The following is a 17,732-nucleotide window of genomic DNA, read 5'->3' on the forward strand; positions in this document are numbered from 1 at the left end:
GGACGCTGGTCAGGCCGGGAGGTGCGTCGGCAGCGGCGTGCTGCCGGGCACGACGAGGTCCGCGATCGCGTCGAGCACGATCCGGACGTACCGCTCCCCCACCCAGAGGTGCTTGGCACCGGCCACGGGGACGACCCGCACGTTCGGTGCGATCGCGAAGCGACGCGCGGCGTCGTCCGGCTGCAGGAAGTCGTCGTGCTCCGGGACGAGCGCGACCACCGGCACCGGGGCGTCCGCCCACCGTGCGAGCTCTTCCTCCGAGGTGCGGTGCAGCGGCGGTGACAGCAGGACGGCGCCGGCCACCTGCCCGGACTCGACGTGCTCGAGGGCGTGCTTGAGGACGACCTCGGTGCCGAACGACCAGCCGACGAGCCACGGTGTCGGCAGACCCCGCTGGGCGATGTCCGCCACGGCAGCACGGAGGTCGAACCCCTCGGAGACGCCGTCGCCGAAGACTCCCTCGGACGTCCCGCGCGGCGACGACACCGACCGGAAGTTGAACCGCAGCACCGCGATGTCGGCGAGGGCCGGCAGCCGAGCCGCAGCCTTCTTCAGCACGTGCGAGTCCATGAACCCCTGCGCGGTCGGCAGCGGGTGGAGTGTGATGATCGTGCCGCGAGCAGGCCGGTCGACCGGTTCGGCGAGTTCCCCGACGAGCGTCAGGTGGTCGTCGGTGACGAGCTCGATGTCCGTCCGCCGTGCCGGGAGCTCGGTGTTCGAACGGATCTCGAGTGTGCTCATGCGATGCTCCAGCAGTGGTTGTGCCAGTGGCGGCGTGATGCCAGGTCCGCCGCGTCCCCGAGGACCCCGTCCGCACGCCACACGACGACGTGCGCCACACCCGGCATGACCGTCCCGCCGCAGCCCGGGCAGACGTACTCCTTCTGCGCCGAAGCGGCCGAGACCGGCTGCACGAGGTACTCGCGGCCACGCCGGATCTCCGTGCGCTTCCACGAGCTCATGAGTCGGTCGAGGCCGGTCTCCTCGTCACCGGGCTCGGATGCGCGACCGCGCGGACGCCGCGGCCGGTTGCTGCGCGGCACCGCCCGTGCCGATCAGTACCAGTTGAAGGACTGGCTGTGGCCCCAGGCACCGCACGGCGTGCCGTAGACGCCGGCGATGTAGTTGAGGCCCCACGTGATCTGCGTCGCCGGGTTCGTCTGCCAGTCGGCGCCGACCGACGCCATCTTGCTGCCGGGGAGTGCCTGCGGGATGCCGTACGCACCGCTCGGGTTGTAGGCGTTGACGCGCCAGCCGGACTCCTTGTTCCACAGGGAGACGAGGCAGTTGTACTGGTCCGAACCCCAGCCGCGGTCCGTCACCATCTGCTGGGCGATGGCCTGGGCGCTGCCCGGGTCCGGCGTGGCGGCGGTCGCCGCGAGGGTGTTCGACGCACTGACCTTCGCGGTGCTGGTGGTCGAGTCCGTCGTCGTCTCGGTCTTCGGAGCCTCGACGGTCTTCGGCTTCGGGACGGTCACGCCGTACGCGTCGCGCGTGACGTCGAACGCGGCGTAGGTGCCGTGCGCGGTGTACTCCTGCGGCGCGGCCGGCGCCTTCACGAGCACGGGAGCGGAGACCGCGGCCTGGGCGACGTCGGGCTGCAGCGGGTTGAACAGGGACCCGACCACGATGCCGGAGACCGCGAAGAACGACAGCGCCGGGATGGTCGCGCGCTTCCGTGCGGACGCGTTCACGCTCCGAGGCGCCGTCGACTTCGCCGGCACCACCGCGCGAGCACGGCGCTGCTTGACGATGCGCGGATCGGCCGGCGTCGCCGGGACCGCGCGCGCGGCGGACGCCTGCGCGCCCTTCGTGTCCGAGACACGATTCGCCGCAACGGACTTGGGGGCGACGACCGGTGCGGTCGGTACCGAGCCGACTGCGATCTGCGGGTTCGCCGAGAGGACCGAGTTCTCCGCCGTGCGGGTTCGGTTCAGTGCCGCGCGGCGCTCACCGCCGGCCGAGAGGCCGAGGTGCTCGCGGGGATCGCGGTCGGAGCTGATGTCTGCCGTGTGCCTGCCCATGAGTCCGACCAGGATAACGGAACGATCACGGAAAGCGAAGCACCGATCCCCAGCGCGTCGTCACCGGACCGCGAGCATGACCTCGACGACGGCGTCGAGGAGCGCGTCGACCTGGGCTTCGCGGTACCCGCCGTGCTTCGGCCGGAACACGATCGACCGCACCTCGGTGAGGCTGAGGGGCTTGCCCTCGCGGAAGTACCCACCCAGACGCTTCGCGAAGGCGTCCACGTCCTTCGGGTGGTACCCCGTCCCGAGCACGCTCACGCGACTGAAGCGCTGCCCGTCCGGCCGTTCCAGTCGGGCCACGACGTCCGACGCCTTCGACCGGGCTTCGGCGTACCAGGCCTTCTGGCCGATCTCGGCGATCTCACGCTCACGCTCACGGGCGGCGAAGGCGTCCTCGAGTCGCTCCAGCGCCGCGTCGACGTGCGCCGTGGAGTAGCCGCCCTTGCGCATGGAGAACGCGGTCGCCCGGATCTTCGCAGCCTCGATCGCCGGGGCGGTGTCGTTCGCGGTGTAGGCGCGACGCGCGTCCTCGAGGAATCGCTCGACCTCGTCGACGTCGTATCCGAGAGCGGAGCGGTCTGCGTTCGGGAAGGTGGTGGCCACGGCGACATTCTGCCAGGACCGCACCCTGGTGGGACCTGGACGCGCTGTGACGGCGGACCGTGACGCTGGTCAGTGGTTGACGACGAGGTACAGCACGTACGCGACCGCGGCCGACGGCAGGATGCTGTCGATCCGGTCGAGTAGTCCGCCGTGCCCGGGCAGGAACGACGAGATGTCCTTGATGCCGAGGTCGCGCTTGATCATCGACTCGGTGAGGTCCCCCAGCGTGGCGGACCCGGAGATGAGGACGCCGAGGACCACACCGGTCCACCAAGGCAGTCCGAGCATGAGCCAGGCGACCACGATGCCGACGAGGATGCTCGCGGCGACCGATCCCGCGAAGCCCTCCCACGTCTTCTTCGGGCTGATGCGCGGCGCCATCGGGTGCTTGCCGAAGTTGAGACCGGTCGCGTACGCCCCCGTGTCGACGGCGACGACCACGAGGATGAACGCGATCACCCACAACTGCCCGTCCGGCTGCGCGGAGAGCAGGACGACGCACGCGCCGAGCAGGGTGATGTACGCCTGGACGAACAGTCCGTTCGTCAGGTCGCGCGCCACGTTGCCGGCCGGGGGCTTCGGCCGTTCGAAGGCGACCTCGACCAGGCGCCAGAGGCTGATGAAGACGATGCCACCGAGCAGGGTGAACAGCGCCGGGATCTGTCCGCCGAGGAACGCCGCGGGGACGACCGCGACGCTGACGAGCACGCTCGGCACCCGTGGGACGTCGCGCCCCGCGAACCGCATGGCGCTCGCCAGCTCGTACACTCCGACGCCGAGCAGGAACGCCGCGACGACCATGAACGACGGCGTCCAGATGAGCAGCGACGCCAGCATCACCACGGCGAACGCGAGGGCGATGCCGATCGCCGCCGGGAGGTTCCGCCCGGTCCGCGCCGTCAGGGCTTCGTTCCGGGCCCCGAAGTCGGCCTTCCGCTGCCGGAGCTGCGCCTCGAAGTCCGTACGAGCAGCTCGTGCCCGCGCGTCGAAGTCCTGGCGCAGCCCCTTGGCGGAACGCTTCTGTGCTGTGGGGCGGTCGTCGCCCTGGTCTGGACGGGGCATCAGACCTCGAGGAGTTCGGCTTCCTTCTTCTTCAGCGCGTCGTCGATCTGATCGACGTGCTTCTTCGTGAGGGCCTCGAGGTCCTTGTCGCCGCGGGCGATCTCGTCGTCCGAGATCTCCCCCTTGAGCGCGTCGAGGTCGTCCTTCGCCCGACGACGGATGTTGCGGATGACCACCTTGTGGTCCTCGCCCTTGCCGCGGACGAGCTTCACGAACTCCTTGCGGCGGTCCTGCGTGAGCTCCGGGATCGTCACGCGGACGATCTCGCCGTCGTTCGACGGGCTGGCGCCGAGGTTCGGGAAGGTCGCGATGGCGCGCTCGATCTCCTTGAGCGCCGACTTGTCGTAGGGCGTCACGATGAGCGTGCGCGCTTCCGGCGTCTGCAGGGACGCCAGCTGCGCGAGCGGCGTCGGCGTGCCGTAGTAGTCGACCGGGATCTTCTGGAAGAGAGCGGCGTTGATGCGGCCGGTGCGGACGGTCGCGAAGTCGTCCTTGGCGACGTCGACGGCCTTCGCCATCTTCTCGGTGGCTTCGGTCAGGACATCACTGATCACGGTGGTTCTCCTTCGGTACTGGCGTCGAGTCTAGTCAGCGGACGGGGTCAGTTGCTGACCACGGTGCCGATGCGCTCACCCCGGATGGCCGCGGCGACGTTGCCGGCGCCCTCCATCCCGAAGACGTGCATGGGCATGCCGTTGTCCATGCACAGCGAGAACGCCGTCGCGTCGACGACCTTGAGCCCCTTGAGGAGCGCGTCCTGGTAGGTCACGTGGTGCAGCTTCTCGGCGGTGGCGTCCTTCTTCGGGTCGGCCGTGTAGACGCCGTCGACGCCGTTCTTCGCGACGAGGACCTCGTGCGCGTCGATCTCGAGGGCACGCTGCGCCGCGACGGTGTCCGTCGAGAAGTACGGCAGCCCTGCGCCCGCACCGAAGATGACGATCCGGCCCTTCTCGAGGTGGCGTTCGGCGCGCCGCGGGATGTACGGCTCGGCCACCTGGGTCATGCTGATCGCCGACTGCACGCGGGTGGCCGCACCGGCCTGCTCGAGGAAGTCCTGGAGCGCCAGCGCGTTCATGACGGTCCCGAGCATGCCCATGTAGTCGGCCCGTCCGCGGTCCATCCCGCGCTGCGAGAGCTCGGCGCCACGGAAGAAGTTGCCGCCGCCGACGACGATCGCGACCTCGACCTCCTGCGCGGCGAGGGCGATCTCCTTGGCGATGGTGCTGATGACGTCCGGGTTCACCCCGAGCGACCCGGCTCCGAACGCCTCCCCCGACAGCTTCAACAGGACCCGGCGGCGTCCGGTCTTCTCGTTCGTCATGTGGTCGCACCCTTCGTCGAATGTCTCGTGGGAATCTACTCGCGCCCTCGGTCGGGGCGCGAAAAACGGGGCCAGGAACCGATCGGTTCCTGGCCCCGTCACGGGTTCGCTACGCGCCGACCTTGACGCGGGCGAAGCCCTGGATCGTGATGCCGGCGTTCTCGGCGGCCTTCGCGACGGAGATCTTGTTGTCCTTCGCGTAGTCCTGCTCGAGGAGCGCGACCTGCTTGCGGTAGGCGTTGAGACGACCCTCGACGATCTTCGGCAGGGCGGCCTCCGGCTTGCCCTCCTCGCGCGTGATCGCCTCGACGGTCGCGCGCTCCTTCTCGATGGCCTCGGCCGGGATCTCGTCGCGCGTGAGGTACGTCGGGTTGGCGAACGCGACGTGCTGCGCGATCGAGCGGGCCTCGGCGGCGTCGGAGCCCGAGTAGGCGATGACGACGGCGATCTGCGGCGGGAGGTCCTGGCTGGTCTTGTGCAGGTAGATCTCGAACGCGTCGCCCTCGACACGGGTGACCGTGCGGAGCTCGAGCTTCTCACCCAGCGCGGCAGCGGCCTCGTCGATCGCATCGGCGACCGTCTTGCCGTCGAGCGGCGCGGCGTTGCCGGCAGCGACGTCGGCGGCACCGGCAGCGGCGACCGCGGCGGCGACCTTGTCGGCGAGGGTGGTGAACTTCTCGTTCTTCGCGACGAAGTCGGTCTCACTGGCGAGCTCGACGACGGTGGCGGCGCCGTTGTCGGCGACGGCCACGACGACACCCTCCGAGGTGGCGCGGTCGTCACGCTTGGCGACGGCCTTCGCACCCTTGATGCGGAGCAGTTCGACGGCCTTGTCGTAGTCGCCGTCGGCCTCGACGAGGGCGTTCTTGGCGTCCATCATGCCGGCCCCGAGGTCCTCGCGGAGCTTCTTCACGTCAGCAAGGCTGTAGTTTGCCATTGACTGGAGTCCTTTCTGGACTGTGCGTTTGTGGAGAGTGGAACAGGGGCGCCGAGCCGTTCGGCCCGACGCCCCCGATGGTCACTCGGCGGGGGTGGTCTCCGCGGCGGCCTCGGCCTCGGCCGTCGGCTCCGCGTTCTTCGCCTCGTCGGCGATCGGCTCGCCGATCTCCTTCGCAGCGACCTCCGCGTCGGCGTCGTTCTCCTGGACGGTGGCGCCCTCACCCTCGGTCTGACCGGCGAGGAGCTCCTGCTCCCACTCGGCCAGCGGCTCGGCGGCCTCGTCGTCGTCCCCACCGTTGTGGCGGGTCTTCAGGCCCTCGGCCGCGGCGTCGGCGACGATGCGGGTGAGCAGGCCGACGGAACGGATCGCGTCGTCGTTGCCCGGGATCGGGTACGTGATCTCGTCCGGGTCGCAGTTGGTGTCGAGGATGCCGATGATCGGGATCCCGAGCTTCTGAGCCTCGTCGACGGCGAGGTGCTCCTTCTTGGTGTCGACGATCCAGAGCGCGCTCGGGGTCCGCGTGAGGTTGCGGATACCACCGAGGGTCTTGTGGAGCTTGTCCAGCTCGCGCTTCTTGATGAGGAGCTCCTTCTTGGTGAAGCCCTTCGTCGTGTCGTCGAAGTCGATCTCCTCGAGCTCCTTCATGCGCGCGAGGCGCTTGGAGACCGTCTGGAAGTTCGTGAGCAGACCGCCGAGCCAACGCTGGTTGACGTACGGCTGGCCGACGCGGGTCGCCTGCTCGGCGATGGAGCCCTGCGCCTGCTTCTTGGTGCCCACGAAGAGGATCGTGCCGCCATGCGCGACCGTCTCCTTGACGAAGTCGTACGCACGGTCGATGTAGGCCAGCGACTGCTGCAGGTCGATGATGTGGATGCCCGAGCGCTCGGCGAGGATGAAGCGCTTCACCTTCGGGTTCCACCGACGGGTCTGGTGTCCGAAGTGGACGCCGCTGTCGAGCAGCTGGCGGATGGTGACGACGGCCATGCCGTCCCTCCTTGTTCTCGGCACACGACTGTTGGGCCGTGCGCACGGTTGCGGTTGTGTCGGTCACGACCGGTGGTCGTGGCCCCTGGCGCCCTGCCCGCGCGGCCGCCCGCTCGCGAGAGCAGGACCGGTGGCCGTGGGACGCGTGTGGACGCGCGAAGTCAGCGCGCTCAGCGCGCTGCTGGAGAAACTCTAGCAGGTCGCGGGACGCACAGGAGGCGCGGTNGCGCCTCCCGGCTGATCGTGACGCTGGTGCGTCAGGACTTGGCGCTGACCGTCTCGCCCTCGGCGGTGATGCCCATCTCCTCGAGCGAGCGGCCCTTCGTCTCCGGGATCTTCGCGATGACGAAGAAGAGCGACAGCAGCGCGAAGAGCGCGTAGATGCCGTACGTCACCGTCAGGTTGAAGCCCGAGAGCACCGGGAACGAGATCGTGACGATGAAGTTCGCGATCCAGTTCGCCGCGGAACCGACGCCGAGCGCCGTCGCTCGGATGCGGTTCGGGAACATCTCGCCGAGGAGCACCCACATGAGCGGACCCCACGTGGCGCCGAACGACACGACGAAGAGGTTCGCGAAGACCAGCGCGATCATGCCCCACGCGCCCGGGAGGCTCGGGTTGCCGTTCACGATCGTCGCCTGCGAGAACGCGATGGCGACCATGAGCAGCGACACGAACATGCCGGCGGAGCCCGCGATCAGCAACGGCTTCCGACCGACCTTGTCGACGAGGAAGATCGCGATGAACGTGACCGCGACGTTCACCACGGAGGTGATCGTCGAGATGAGGAAGGAGTCGTTCTCCTTGAAGCCGACCGCCTGCCAGAGCGTCGTCGAGTAGTAGAAGATCACGTTGATGCCGACGAACTGCTGCAGCACGGCGAGGATGATGCCGACCCACACGATCGGCTGCAGGCCGAAGCGGTTGCCGCGGATCGAGCCCTTCTTCTCGTTGGCTTCCTTGTCGATGCCGTCCTGGATCTCCTCCAGGCTGGTGTTCACCGTGTCCTGCGGGACGATCTTCTCCATCACCCCGCGGGCGTCGTCCGTGCGACCCTTCGCGAGCAGGAACCGCGGCGACTCCGGCAGCGTGATCGCCAGGACGCCGTAGACCACCGACGGGATGACGCCGACGAGGAACATCCAGCGCCACGCGGGCAGCCCGAGGACGACCGAGGACGCCCCGCCAGCCGTGGTCGCGAAGAACTGGTCGGACAGGAGCGCGGCGAAGATACCGATCGTGATGGCGAGCTGCTGGAACGAGGCCAGACGCCCGCGGATGCCCTTCGGCGAGACCTCGGAGATGTAGGCCGGCGCGATCACCGACGCCGTACCGATGCCGAGACCGCCGACCAGGCGCCAGATCACGAAGTCCCACGTGGCGAAGGCGAAGCCCGCACCGATCGAGGACACCAGGAACAGCACCGCTGCCCAGAACATCACCCGGGTGCGACCCCAGCGGTCCGCGAGGCGACCGGCGAAGTACGCGCCGAACGCGCAGCCGATGAGCGCTGAGGCGACCGCGAAGCCGCTGGCTGCTTCGGACAGGCCGAACTCGCCCTTGATGGCGTCGACCGCGCCGTTGATGACGGAGGAGTCGAATCCGAAGAGGAAGCCGCCGACCGCCGCAGCGATCGCGAATGCGGTGACCTTCCCCTTGAAGGCACGGTCCTCGCCGTGTTGGGTGGACGTGTTCGACACGGTGCTCCAGGTTCTTGCCGCCGTGCTGGGTGGCGCACGGTGCCCCGGCGGTCGGCTGGTTCGCCGTCCGTGCGGCGTTGCGTGTTCCGGAGCGCCCCAGATGGTACTCCCCGGCGGCCGTCGAGGCCCAACCGGGTGCGTTCTCGCTCCACAGGCCGGGAGGCGCGGCTCGTCCTCCACAGGTCGTCGTGCTCCCGTCCCGTGGTGCGCGGGTGCTCGGGAGGGTGGTCCTGTGCAGTTCCTCTCCGCGTTCCCTCCGTCCGGCCGACTGCTCGTCCGGGACGGGCGGGTGCGCTGCTCTGCGGCTGCAGCTTTCCTCCTGTTCCTGCTGCTCCTGCTGTTCCTCCTGCTGTTCCTCCTCCCCGGAACGCAGGTGGCGTCGGTTCCCGGCGGCCCACCGCAGCAAGGCCTCGCGGCGTCGGCGGCCGCGTCGGCGGGCGCGTCGGCGGGCGCGGTACCGGCGTCGCCGGCGGTCGAGCGCGGGACGGAACCGGCGCCGTGGGTGTGGCCGACCGGGAGCCGGACGGTGAGCCGACCGTGGGAGGCTCCGGCGAACGACTACGCGGCAGGCCACCGCGGCATCGACGTGCGCGCCCCCGTCGGGACGGCCGCGGTCGCGGTCGCCGGCGGTACGGTGACGTTCGCCGGCCCGGTCGCGGGTCGCGGGGTCGTGACGATCGACCACGGCGACGGCCTGCGCAGCACGCTCGACTCCGTCACGCCGACGGTCACGACGGGCGACAGGGTGCACCAGGGCGACGCCGTGGGCCGCGTGGCGGTCGGACACTGCCCGGCATCGACGCCGTGCCTCCACCTCGGCGCCCGGATCGACGACCGCTACGTCGATCCGACCCCGTACCTGCCGCCTGCGGCGTGGCCGGTCCTGCTGCCGGAGTCCGCCTGGACCGGCTGATCCGGCTAGGCGCGCGGGTGGGCCGTCCGGTAGACCTCGCGCAGCCGCGCCGATGACACGTGGGTGTAGATCTGCGTCGTGCCGAGACTCGCGTGGCCGAGCAGTTCCTGCACCGCGCGGAGGTCCGCTCCCCCGTCGAGGAGGTGCGTCGCAGCCGTGTGCCGGAAGGTGTGCGGCCCGCTCGGTCCCTCGCCCGGAAGGTCCTGCAGCAGCCGGGCGACGATGCGGTAGGCACTCCGCACTCCGAGACGGGCTCCGCGGTCGCCGAGGAACAGCGCACCGGGGTCGGCGCCGCCGTTCTTCGCGAGGACGACCGGCCGACCGCGTTCGAGCCAGGCCTCGAGCGCGTCCCGCGCCGGCACCCCGAACGGCACGACACGCTCCCGCCCGCCCTTGCCGAGCACACGCACCGTGAGTCGGCCCCGATCGACGTCGAGCACGTCGATGCCCACGAGTTCGCTGACCCGGATGCCGGCTGCGTAGAGGAGTTCCACGACCGCGAGGTCCCGGAGCGCTCCCGGGTCGTCGCCTGCTGCCCGGCCCGCCAGGGCGTCGAGCATCGACCGGACCTGGTCCGCGGAGACGACGCGCGGGAGGTGTGCCGCCCCCTTCGGCGCTCGGAGACGTGCGCCCGGATCGCTCGGAGTGCGACCGGACTCGCTCGCCCAACGGGTGAACGCCCGGACCGACGACGACCGACGTGCGATGGTGCTCCTCGCGAGGCCGCGGTGGTCGGCGTCCCACAACCAGTCCCGGAGCAGCTCGAGCCCGAGGTCCGGGAGCACGTCCACGCCGCGCACGCACGCGAACTCCACGAGCTGCTCGAGGTCGTTCGCGTACGCGCGCACGGTCTGCTCGCTCAGACCACGAGCGTGCCGGGCATGCGTCAGGAACGCGTCGACCGCCGCTTCGAGCCGTTCGTCCCGGAGTTCCGTCACGCGCCCAGCGTAGGCGCGTCGGACCACGGATCAGGTCGCACCCGCCGCGGCTGCCGTCGCCGCCGTCGCCGTCGCCGTCGCCGTCGCCCGTGTCCGTCTGTCCTCAGCGGCGACACCACCCGTCGGCGAGGTTCGCCACGAGTCCTTCGAGCTGCGCCAACGCGAGCGCATCCGCGGCGTCGTCGACCGAGAGCCCGCTGCGCCGTGCGACCTCCTCCACCGGGAGCGGTCGACGTTCGAGCGCGTCGAGCGTCCGTTGCACGTGCGGGTCGGAACCCGTCGTCAGAACGGTCGCCTCCGCGTGCCGCGCACCCGCGGAGGCCGCCGCGGCACCGGGCAGCACCGCGGCGACCGGATCACGCGGTGCCACGACGATCTGCGCGTTCCCCTCGGCGATGAGCCGATGGCATCCGACCGACGCCGCCGACGAGAACGCACCGGGCACCGCGAACACCGGTCTGCCGAGCTGCAGCGCGTGGTGCGCCGTGTTGAGGGCTCCCGAACGTGCCGCGGCCTCGACGACGACCGTCGCATCGGACAGCGCCGCGATGAGCCGGTTGCGTGCGAGGAAGCGCCACCTGGTCGGCCGCGTTCCCGGCGGCGACTCGGACAGCACCCGCCCACGGCCGAGCACGTTCCGGAGCAGCTCGTGGTTCCCCGCGGGGTAGAACTGGTCGATCCCACCCGCGAGCACGGCAGTCGTCGGCGTTCCCGCAGCGACGGCCACGCGGTGGGCGACCGCGTCGATGCCGTACGCGCCGCCCGACACGATCTCGATGCCCGAGTCGACTGCGGTCGACGTGATCTCGGCCGTGGCCTCGGCGCCGGCGACCGTGTTCGCGCGGCACCCGACGACCGCCATCGCGCCGACGCAGCCGGCCGTCCCGACCGGGTCCTCCTGTTCGGAACGGCTCCACAGCACGAACGGCGCGTGCGGACCGAGGCCGTCCAGACCGGTCGGCCACCCCGGCTCACCCGGCAGGACGAGCCGCGCGCCCACCGCCGCACCGGCGTGGACCGCGGCGACCGGGTCCGCACCGGCGACGCGCGGACCCCACCGTGCGAGCGCCTTCACGAGTTCGGATCGCACACGCTCCGGACCGTCCGCGAAGGACGGCGCGTCACCGATCCGTTCGGCGATCTCGCCCGGGCCCGCTCGCACCGCCCTGCGGACGAGTACGAGCGACTCGATCGCTCCGAACCGGTCGATCAGTTCCCCGGCCACCGAGTCGCCCGGTTCGGCGAGGATGCTCCAGGTGACCCGGGCCGACGCCTCCGCGTCCGCGGTCGCGGTCACAGTGCGCTCCGCAGTGCCAGGGCCCGTCGGACCTCCTCCGCTCCGGGTCGACGGACGCCGCCGAGGTCGGCCATGGTCCAGGCGAGCCGCATGACCCGGTCCCAGCCGCGCATCGTGAGCGAACCGAAGTCGAGCGCGCGGTCGAGGGCCGACGTCGCTCCCGGCTCGGCACGCCCGTCCGACCGGAGCCAGGGCCCGGTGACCTCGGCGTTGCACCGCCACCCGGTCCCCCGCAGTCGCTCGGCCATGCGCTGCCGCGCGGCTGCCACCTGCTCGGCAGCGACGGCCGTCGTGGGTGCGGTCCCCTCGTTCGCTCGGATGGTGCCGGTCGTCACGCGCGGAACCGCCACACGGATGTCGATCCGGTCGAGCAGCGGGCCCGAGATCCGGCCGAGGTACTTGCGGACCACGCTCGGACTGCAGGTGCACAGCGGACCGCCCCGAGCACCGGCGTTCCCGCACGGGCACGGGTTCGCGGCGAGGACGACCTGACACCGCGCGGGGAACTCAGCACTGCCGACGCTCCGGTGCACGGTGATCCGTCCGGACTCCAGTGGTTGCCGGAGCGCGTCGAGCACGGCGCGGGGGAACTCGGTCGCTTCGTCCAGGAAGAGCACCCCTCGTGTGGCTCGCGACACGGCGCCGGGTCGGAGGAGGCCCGATCCCCCGCCGATGAGCGCCATCGCGGACGAGGAGTGGTGCGGCGCCTCCCACGGGGGACGAACGCTCCAGGACTGGTTGCCGTGCCCGCTCACCGATCGGACCGAGGCGACCTCGAGCGCCGCGTCCGGGTCGAGGTCGGGCAGCAGCCCGGGCAGCCGTTCGGCGAGCATCGTCTTGCCCGCGCCGGGCGGCCCGAGCAGGAACATGTGGTGGCCGCCCGCCGCTGCGGCGATCACCGCGCGGACACCGACGGCGTTCCCGATGACGTCGGCGAGGTCGTGTGCGCGGGGTGCGGTCTCCGCGATCGCGGGCACCAGCACCGGCTCGACGTCGACCGGCGGGAGCAGGGCCCCGGCCGTGATGGCGCTGGCGCGGAGCGAGGCCGTCCCGAGCACGTCGATCCCCGGGACGACGAGCGCCTCCTCGAGGTTGCCCACGGGCACGACGACGCGTGTGACGCCGGCGTCGCGGGCGGCGATGACCATCGGGATGACGCCCGGCACCGGTCGGACGCGACCGTCGAGTCCGAGTTCCCCGATGTACGCGACGTCTCGGGAGACCTGTGGTGCGATGCCCTCCGCCCCGAGGATCGCCATCGCGATGGCGAGGTCGAAGCCCGATCCCCGCTTCGGGATCGACGCCGGCGTGAGGTTCACCGTGATCCGCCGCGCCGGCAGCGGGCAGTCCGCGACGGCGCTGGCGGACCGGACGCGCTCCCGAGCTTCGCCGAGCGCGGCGTCGGGCAGCCCGATGATGTTGAACCCCGGCAGCTGGCTCGTGAGGTGCGCCTCCACCTCGATCAGCCGGCCCTGCACGCCCACGAACGCGATCGCGGCGGCCCGGCCGATGTCCGTCGTCACAGGACACCCGCGACGTGCTCGATCCCGACCCGATCGTCGTCGACGTGCACCGCGACGGCGTCGATGCGGATGGTCCAAGCAGTGACTTCGGGGTGGTCGTCGAACCACGCCGGTACCAGGCGGCGGAGCCGGGCGATCTTCGATGCCGTGATCGCCTCGAACGGGTGGCCGGTCGAGGCGCCGGACCTCGTCTTCACCTCGATGAAGACGAGCGTGCAGGACTGCCAGGCGATGATGTCGATCTCACCACGCGCACAGCGCCAATTGCGTTCGACGATCCGGAATCCCTGGCCGGTCAGCCATTCCGCAGCGCGTTCCTCACCGAATCGTCCGAGGCTGCTGTTCCGCAGCGGTCGTTGTTCCATGTCGTTCCCTCCGCCACGACGATGGCGGAGATCACCGAGCTCCCCTGGCCCGAGGGGAACACATGTGGACGGTCATGCAATTGGACCGCGCTGTGGAGGACGAACGAAGAACCCCGGCCGACCGAAGTCGACCGGGGTTCTCGAGGATTGCACTCAGTGTGCGGCCGCGTACGCTTCCTGCACCTGGGTCGAGATACGTCCGCGCGTGGAGACCTCGTACCCGTTCTCCTTGGCCCACTCGCGGATCTTCGCGAGTTCCTCGGAGTTGCCGCGCTTCGGCGCCGCCTTTGCCGTGGCTCCGCCCGAACGACGACCGGAGACCTTGCGTGCTGCGGCGACGTAGTCGGAGATCGCTTCACGGAACTTGTCGACGTTGTCGTCGGTGAGGTCGATCTCGTACGACGAACCGTCGAACGCGAATTCGACCGTGCGACCGGACCCGGGGGCGATCGGGGTGTCGTCGAGGTCGTCGACGAGTTGGACGGTGACCTTCTGTGCCATGACGTGCTCCTGTGTGAGGGGGACGGAAATCCCTTTCACATTAGCGGGTGCATTGCATTCACGCACAAATGCCGCGGCGTTTCTCCGGAACGGCATTAGAAGTGAAGATCACTCGTCGAGTGCGAGTTCCTTCGGCAGTTCGAGTTCACGCGACGTGAGTTCTTCGACGTTCACGTCCTTGAACGTCAGTACACGCACGGACTTCACGAAGCGGTCGGAACGGTAGACATCCCAGACCCAGACATCGCTCATCGTCAATTCGAAGTAGAAATCGTGTTCGGTGTCCCGGCGGACCAGCTCGACCTCGTTGGCCAGGTAGAAACGCCGCTCGGTCTCGACCACGTACCGGAATTGCGACACGACGTCGCGGTACTCCCGGTACAGGGCCAGTTCGACCTCGCGGTCGTAGTCGTCGAATTCGTCGTCATCCATCGCGCCCACAGTCTACGGCGACCAGGCCGTCCCTGGCACAACCGTGAGCCGAGCATCGGGTGGCCGTGACGGACGCCGACCGACCCGGGATCAGCCCGCGAGGGCATCCAGTTCGGCGAACCCGTCCAACGCCACACTGGACGCCTGGTGCAACCAGCTCTTCCGGTGCAGCGCGTGCGGCCCGACCGCGCGGATCGCGTCGTAGTGTGCCGTCGACCCGTACCCCTTGTTCGACGCCCACGCGTAGTGCGGCGCCTCCTCGTGCGCCGCCGTCATGAGTGCGTCGCGCGCGACCTTCGCGACGACCGAAGCCGCTGCCACCGAGGCGCAGTCCCGGTCGGCCTTGATCCGGACGACGACCTCGAGCGGGTCCGTCGGGAGCCGGAGCGTCGACGGCACCGCTCGGGTCAGCCAGTCGAACGAACCGTCGAGCACCACCACCGCCCCCTCGAGCGACAGCCCCTCGGCCACCAGGGCAGCCAGTGCGGATGCGCCGGCCTGCCCGAGGGCGGGAACGATGCCCTGCTGATCGACGACCTCGGCCGACGCCATGCCGACCGCCGTCCGGGTCCAGCGGCGCACCACGGGGTCGAGGGCTTCGCGGCGGGCGGCACTGAGCAGCTTCGAGTCAGCGAGCCCCTGGGGCACCCGGCCGACGTCGATCGTCACCGCGGCGACGCCCACGGCGACCGGCCCGGCGATCGCGCCACGTCCGACCTCGTCCATGCCGATGACCGTGACGCGGCCCTCGCCGAGCAGCTTCCTCTCGACTCGGAGGGACGGCCGGACCACGGTCACTTGTCCCGTTCCTCCACACCCGCGAAGACGTCCGGGTAGTCGTTGAGCCAGGTCCACCGGCTCGACGGCCACGAGATGACGAAGGCGCGGCCGGTCACGTCCGACAGCGGCACGAAGCCCTTCGACGGGGTGTCGCCGTTGTAGCGGGAGTCCTTCGAGTCATTGCGGTTGTCACCCATCACCCAGATCGTGCCCTTCGGCACGGTGACGGAGAAGTCGGTCGCCGACGCAGGAGCACCCGCCGGAAGCTTGAGGTACGGCTCCTTGATCGGGACACCGTTCACGGACATCTGCCCGAGGTCGTTGCAGCAGGACACCTTGTCGCCCGGCAGCCCGATCACCCGCTTGATGAGGTGGTCGTCACTGTCCCCGGTGCCGAGACCGACCTGGGTGAGCAACCAGTCGATGGCCTTGGCGGGCTGCGTCGTCGGGGTGACGTTCGGCACCTCCGACCCATCGAGCCATCCACCCGGGTCCTTGAACACGACGACGTCGCCACGCTTGAGCGACACGACGTTCGGCACGAGCTCGTTCACGATCACCCGGTCGTTGATCTGCAGGGTGTTCTCCATCGACGCCGACGGGATGTAGAACGACCGGATCAGGAACGTCTTGACGAGGAACGACACGAGCAGTGCCGCGATGAAGATGATGACGAGGTCGCGGAGGAACGTGAGGACGCCGTTGCGCTTCTTCTCGACACGGGGCCGGCGCCCGGTTTCGTCAGTCGTGTCCGTCATTTCCGCTCTCGTTCAACCACAGGATCCCGCGGCGGACCCTTCCGGTCCCACACACGGGAAAGCCCCCCGTCGATGCACAACCGTACATGGACGAGGGGCCGACAGCGCCGTCCGGCTCGCGGACGGTCACTGTGAAGGCGATCAGGACTCGCGCTTCTCCTTGATCTTGCGGCGGGCGGCCTTGCCGCGGAGTTCGCGGAGGTAGTAGAGCTTCGCGCGACGGACGTCACCCTTGGTGACGATCTCGATGTGGTCGATGATCGGCGAGTGCACCGGGAACCAGCGCTCGACGCCGACCTGGAAGCTCACCTTGCGAACCTTGAAGGTCTCGCCGAGGCCGTGACCCTGACGCGCGATGACGACGCCCTGGAACACCTGGACACGCGAGCGCGTGCCTTCGATGATGTTGACGTGCACCTTGATGGTGTCGCCGGGACGGAAGTCCGGAACGTCGGTGCGCAGCGATGCTGCGTCGACGTGGTCGAGGAGCTGGCTCATGATTGGGTCACTCTCTGCGGACGCACACGGGTCGCCGCGGATCGGTTTCGGAAAGTGGGTGTGTGCCCGGTGTCGGCGACTCCCCCGTGGCAGAGTCCAGCCAGGGCACGAGGATCAATACTGCCACACGGAACCGTCGAGGCAAAACGACGAGGATGGGAGGCATGATCGAACTGCGCACCCCTGCCGAGCTGGACGGCCTCCGTGCCGCGGGCCGCTTCGTCGCCGACGTCCTCGACGAGTTGCTCGACACCGTCGACGTCGGGGTGAACCTGCTCGACCTGGACCGGGTGGCGGCCCGGATGATCGCCGAACGCGGTGCGGTCAGCTGCTACGTGGACTACCACCCGTCCTTCGGCAGGTCACCGTTCGGCAAGAACCTCTGCACGTCGGTCAACGACGCCGCGCTGCACGGGCTCCCGTACGACCGCGTCCTGGTCGACGGGGACCTGGTGAGTCTCGACTTCGCCGCGAGCGTCGACAGTTGGGTTGCGGACTCCGCCGTCACGGTCCAGGTCGGGACCCCGAGGGAGGACGACCAGCGGCTCGTCACCACCGTCGAGCGCGCCCTCGTCGCGGGCATCGAGCAGTTCCGACCGGGGAACAAGCTCGGAGACGTGTCGTACGCCATCGGCCGTGTCGCGCACGACGCCGGCTACGACGTGAACCTGCAGTTCGGCGGACACGGGGTGGGTCGCACGATGCACGGCGACCCGCACGTGCCCAACGACGGCCGGCCGGGGCGCGGTCTCAAGCTGCGCCCCGGGCTGGTCGTGGCGATCGAACCGTGGCTGATGCAGGGGACCGCCGAGCTCTACCAGGACGACGACGGCTGGACATTGAAGAGCGTGGACGGCTCGCGGGCCGCGCACGTGGAGCACACGGTCGCGGTCACCGAGACAGGACCCGAGGTCCTCACCCTGCGTCGCGCCCAACGAGCCGAGGCCGGCGTCTGACGTCCTCGCCGGGGTCGCACGACCTGCCGCTCACCTTCCTGGCCGACGGCACGTCGTGCGACCAGAACGGACGCGGACGGCACGTCGTGCGACCAGAACCGGACCGGACCGACCAGGACCCGACCGGACCG

The 17,732-nt window shown here is 70.0% G+C and carries 21 protein-coding genes; 2 read left to right on the forward strand and 19 right to left on the reverse strand.

Annotated features, from left to right (window positions below; all coding sequences use genetic code 11):
• Positions 1-9: 9 nt before the first annotated feature.
• From ACTJKO_RS13995 to ACTJKO_RS14040, 10 genes are all read right to left on the reverse strand, one after another.
• Positions 10-741: an alpha/beta hydrolase gene (locus ACTJKO_RS13995; protein ID WP_440689726.1), complete on the reverse strand. Its 732-nt coding sequence runs from the start codon at positions 739-741 to the stop codon at positions 10-12.
• A complete protein-coding gene (locus tag ACTJKO_RS14000; RefSeq protein ID WP_440689728.1) occupies positions 738-1,043 on the reverse strand; it encodes a hypothetical protein in 306 nt (101 codons plus the stop codon). The genes ACTJKO_RS13995 and ACTJKO_RS14000 overlap by 4 nt, the downstream gene beginning before the upstream one ends.
• 12 nt (positions 1,044-1,055) lie before the next feature.
• On the reverse strand, positions 1,056-2,024 hold the full coding sequence (locus ACTJKO_RS14005; RefSeq protein WP_440689730.1) for a lytic transglycosylase domain-containing protein: 969 nt from the start codon (positions 2,022-2,024) through the stop codon (positions 1,056-1,058).
• A 60-nt stretch (positions 2,025-2,084) separates the two neighbouring features.
• A complete protein-coding gene (locus ACTJKO_RS14010) occupies positions 2,085-2,633 on the reverse strand; it encodes a DivIVA domain-containing protein (RefSeq protein WP_440689732.1) in 549 nt (182 codons plus the stop codon).
• A gap of 69 nt (positions 2,634-2,702) precedes the next feature.
• Positions 2,703-3,695 (reverse strand): phosphatidate cytidylyltransferase, encoded by a 993-nt coding sequence (locus ACTJKO_RS14015; protein ID WP_440689734.1) that lies wholly within the window; start codon positions 3,693-3,695, stop codon positions 2,703-2,705.
• Complete coding sequence (gene frr / locus ACTJKO_RS14020) at positions 3,695-4,249, reverse strand: ribosome recycling factor (protein WP_066654807.1); 555 nt, start codon at positions 4,247-4,249, stop codon at positions 3,695-3,697. Before frr ends, ACTJKO_RS14015 begins: the two co-directional genes overlap by 1 nt.
• Positions 4,250-4,296: 47 nt before the next feature.
• Entirely contained in the window at positions 4,297-5,016 is a 720-nt protein-coding gene (gene pyrH, locus ACTJKO_RS14025; protein WP_440689737.1) for a UMP kinase, read from the reverse strand.
• A 109-nt stretch (positions 5,017-5,125) separates the two neighbouring features.
• Complete coding sequence (gene tsf / locus ACTJKO_RS14030) at positions 5,126-5,953, reverse strand: translation elongation factor Ts (RefSeq protein ID WP_440689739.1); 828 nt, start codon at positions 5,951-5,953, stop codon at positions 5,126-5,128.
• Between the two features lie 81 nt (positions 5,954-6,034).
• Positions 6,035-6,940 (reverse strand): 30S ribosomal protein S2, encoded by a 906-nt coding sequence (rpsB, locus tag ACTJKO_RS14035; RefSeq protein WP_440689741.1) that lies wholly within the window; start codon positions 6,938-6,940, stop codon positions 6,035-6,037.
• Positions 6,941-7,197: 257 nt separating this feature from the next.
• Complete coding sequence (locus ACTJKO_RS14040) at positions 7,198-8,640, reverse strand: sugar porter family MFS transporter (protein ID WP_440689743.1); 1,443 nt, start codon at positions 8,638-8,640, stop codon at positions 7,198-7,200.
• A gap of 232 nt (positions 8,641-8,872) precedes the next feature.
• Between ACTJKO_RS14040 and ACTJKO_RS14045 the strand changes: the two genes are divergently transcribed.
• Positions 8,873-9,553: a M23 family metallopeptidase gene (locus ACTJKO_RS14045; protein WP_440689745.1), complete on the forward strand. Its 681-nt coding sequence runs from the start codon at positions 8,873-8,875 to the stop codon at positions 9,551-9,553.
• Between the two features lie 5 nt (positions 9,554-9,558).
• On the opposite strand, the gene ACTJKO_RS14050 is transcribed toward ACTJKO_RS14045, so the two are convergent.
• The 9 genes from ACTJKO_RS14050 to rplS all read right to left on the reverse strand — a co-directional run bounded on the left by ACTJKO_RS14050 (position 9,559) and on the right by rplS (position 16,645).
• Positions 9,559-10,491 (reverse strand): tyrosine recombinase XerC, encoded by a 933-nt coding sequence (locus tag ACTJKO_RS14050; RefSeq protein WP_440689747.1) that lies wholly within the window; start codon positions 10,489-10,491, stop codon positions 9,559-9,561.
• A 103-nt stretch (positions 10,492-10,594) separates the two neighbouring features.
• Positions 10,595-11,788 carry a DNA-processing protein DprA gene (dprA, locus tag ACTJKO_RS14055; protein WP_440689749.1) on the reverse strand — a complete coding sequence of 398 codons (1,194 nt, stop codon included), beginning with the start codon at positions 11,786-11,788 and terminating at the stop codon, positions 10,595-10,597.
• A complete protein-coding gene (locus ACTJKO_RS14060; protein WP_440689751.1) occupies positions 11,785-13,311 on the reverse strand; it encodes a YifB family Mg chelatase-like AAA ATPase in 1,527 nt (508 codons plus the stop codon). The genes dprA and ACTJKO_RS14060 overlap by 4 nt, the downstream gene beginning before the upstream one ends.
• Positions 13,308-13,676 (reverse strand): YraN family protein, encoded by a 369-nt coding sequence (locus tag ACTJKO_RS14065; protein WP_440689753.1) that lies wholly within the window; start codon positions 13,674-13,676, stop codon positions 13,308-13,310. Before ACTJKO_RS14065 ends, ACTJKO_RS14060 begins: the two co-directional genes overlap by 4 nt.
• 153 nt (positions 13,677-13,829) lie before the next feature.
• Positions 13,830-14,177, reverse strand: coding sequence for a histone-like nucleoid-structuring protein Lsr2 (locus tag ACTJKO_RS14070; protein WP_440689755.1), 348 nt, complete (start codon positions 14,175-14,177; stop codon positions 13,830-13,832).
• Positions 14,178-14,285: 108 nt separating this feature from the next.
• Complete coding sequence (locus tag ACTJKO_RS14075) at positions 14,286-14,609, reverse strand: DUF2469 family protein (protein ID WP_175351537.1); 324 nt, start codon at positions 14,607-14,609, stop codon at positions 14,286-14,288.
• 90 nt (positions 14,610-14,699) lie between these two features.
• Positions 14,700-15,407: a ribonuclease HII gene (locus ACTJKO_RS14080; RefSeq protein WP_440689757.1), complete on the reverse strand. Its 708-nt coding sequence runs from the start codon at positions 15,405-15,407 to the stop codon at positions 14,700-14,702.
• Positions 15,404-16,147 carry a signal peptidase I gene (lepB, locus tag ACTJKO_RS14085; protein WP_440689759.1) on the reverse strand — a complete coding sequence of 248 codons (744 nt, stop codon included), beginning with the start codon at positions 16,145-16,147 and terminating at the stop codon, positions 15,404-15,406. The genes ACTJKO_RS14080 and lepB overlap by 4 nt, the downstream gene beginning before the upstream one ends.
• 141 nt (positions 16,148-16,288) lie before the next feature.
• Positions 16,289-16,645, reverse strand: coding sequence for a 50S ribosomal protein L19 (rplS, locus tag ACTJKO_RS14090; protein WP_175351534.1), 357 nt, complete (start codon positions 16,643-16,645; stop codon positions 16,289-16,291).
• Positions 16,646-16,809: 164 nt separating this feature from the next.
• On the opposite strand from rplS, the gene map reads away from it, so the two are divergent.
• Complete coding sequence (gene map / locus ACTJKO_RS14095) at positions 16,810-17,601, forward strand: type I methionyl aminopeptidase (protein WP_440689762.1); 792 nt, start codon at positions 16,810-16,812, stop codon at positions 17,599-17,601.
• The last annotated feature ends 131 nt before the right edge of the window (positions 17,602-17,732 follow it).

This window comes from Curtobacterium sp. 22159 (assembly GCF_052045775.1).
In the GTDB taxonomy this organism is placed as follows: domain Bacteria; phylum Actinomycetota; class Actinomycetes; order Actinomycetales; family Microbacteriaceae; genus Curtobacterium.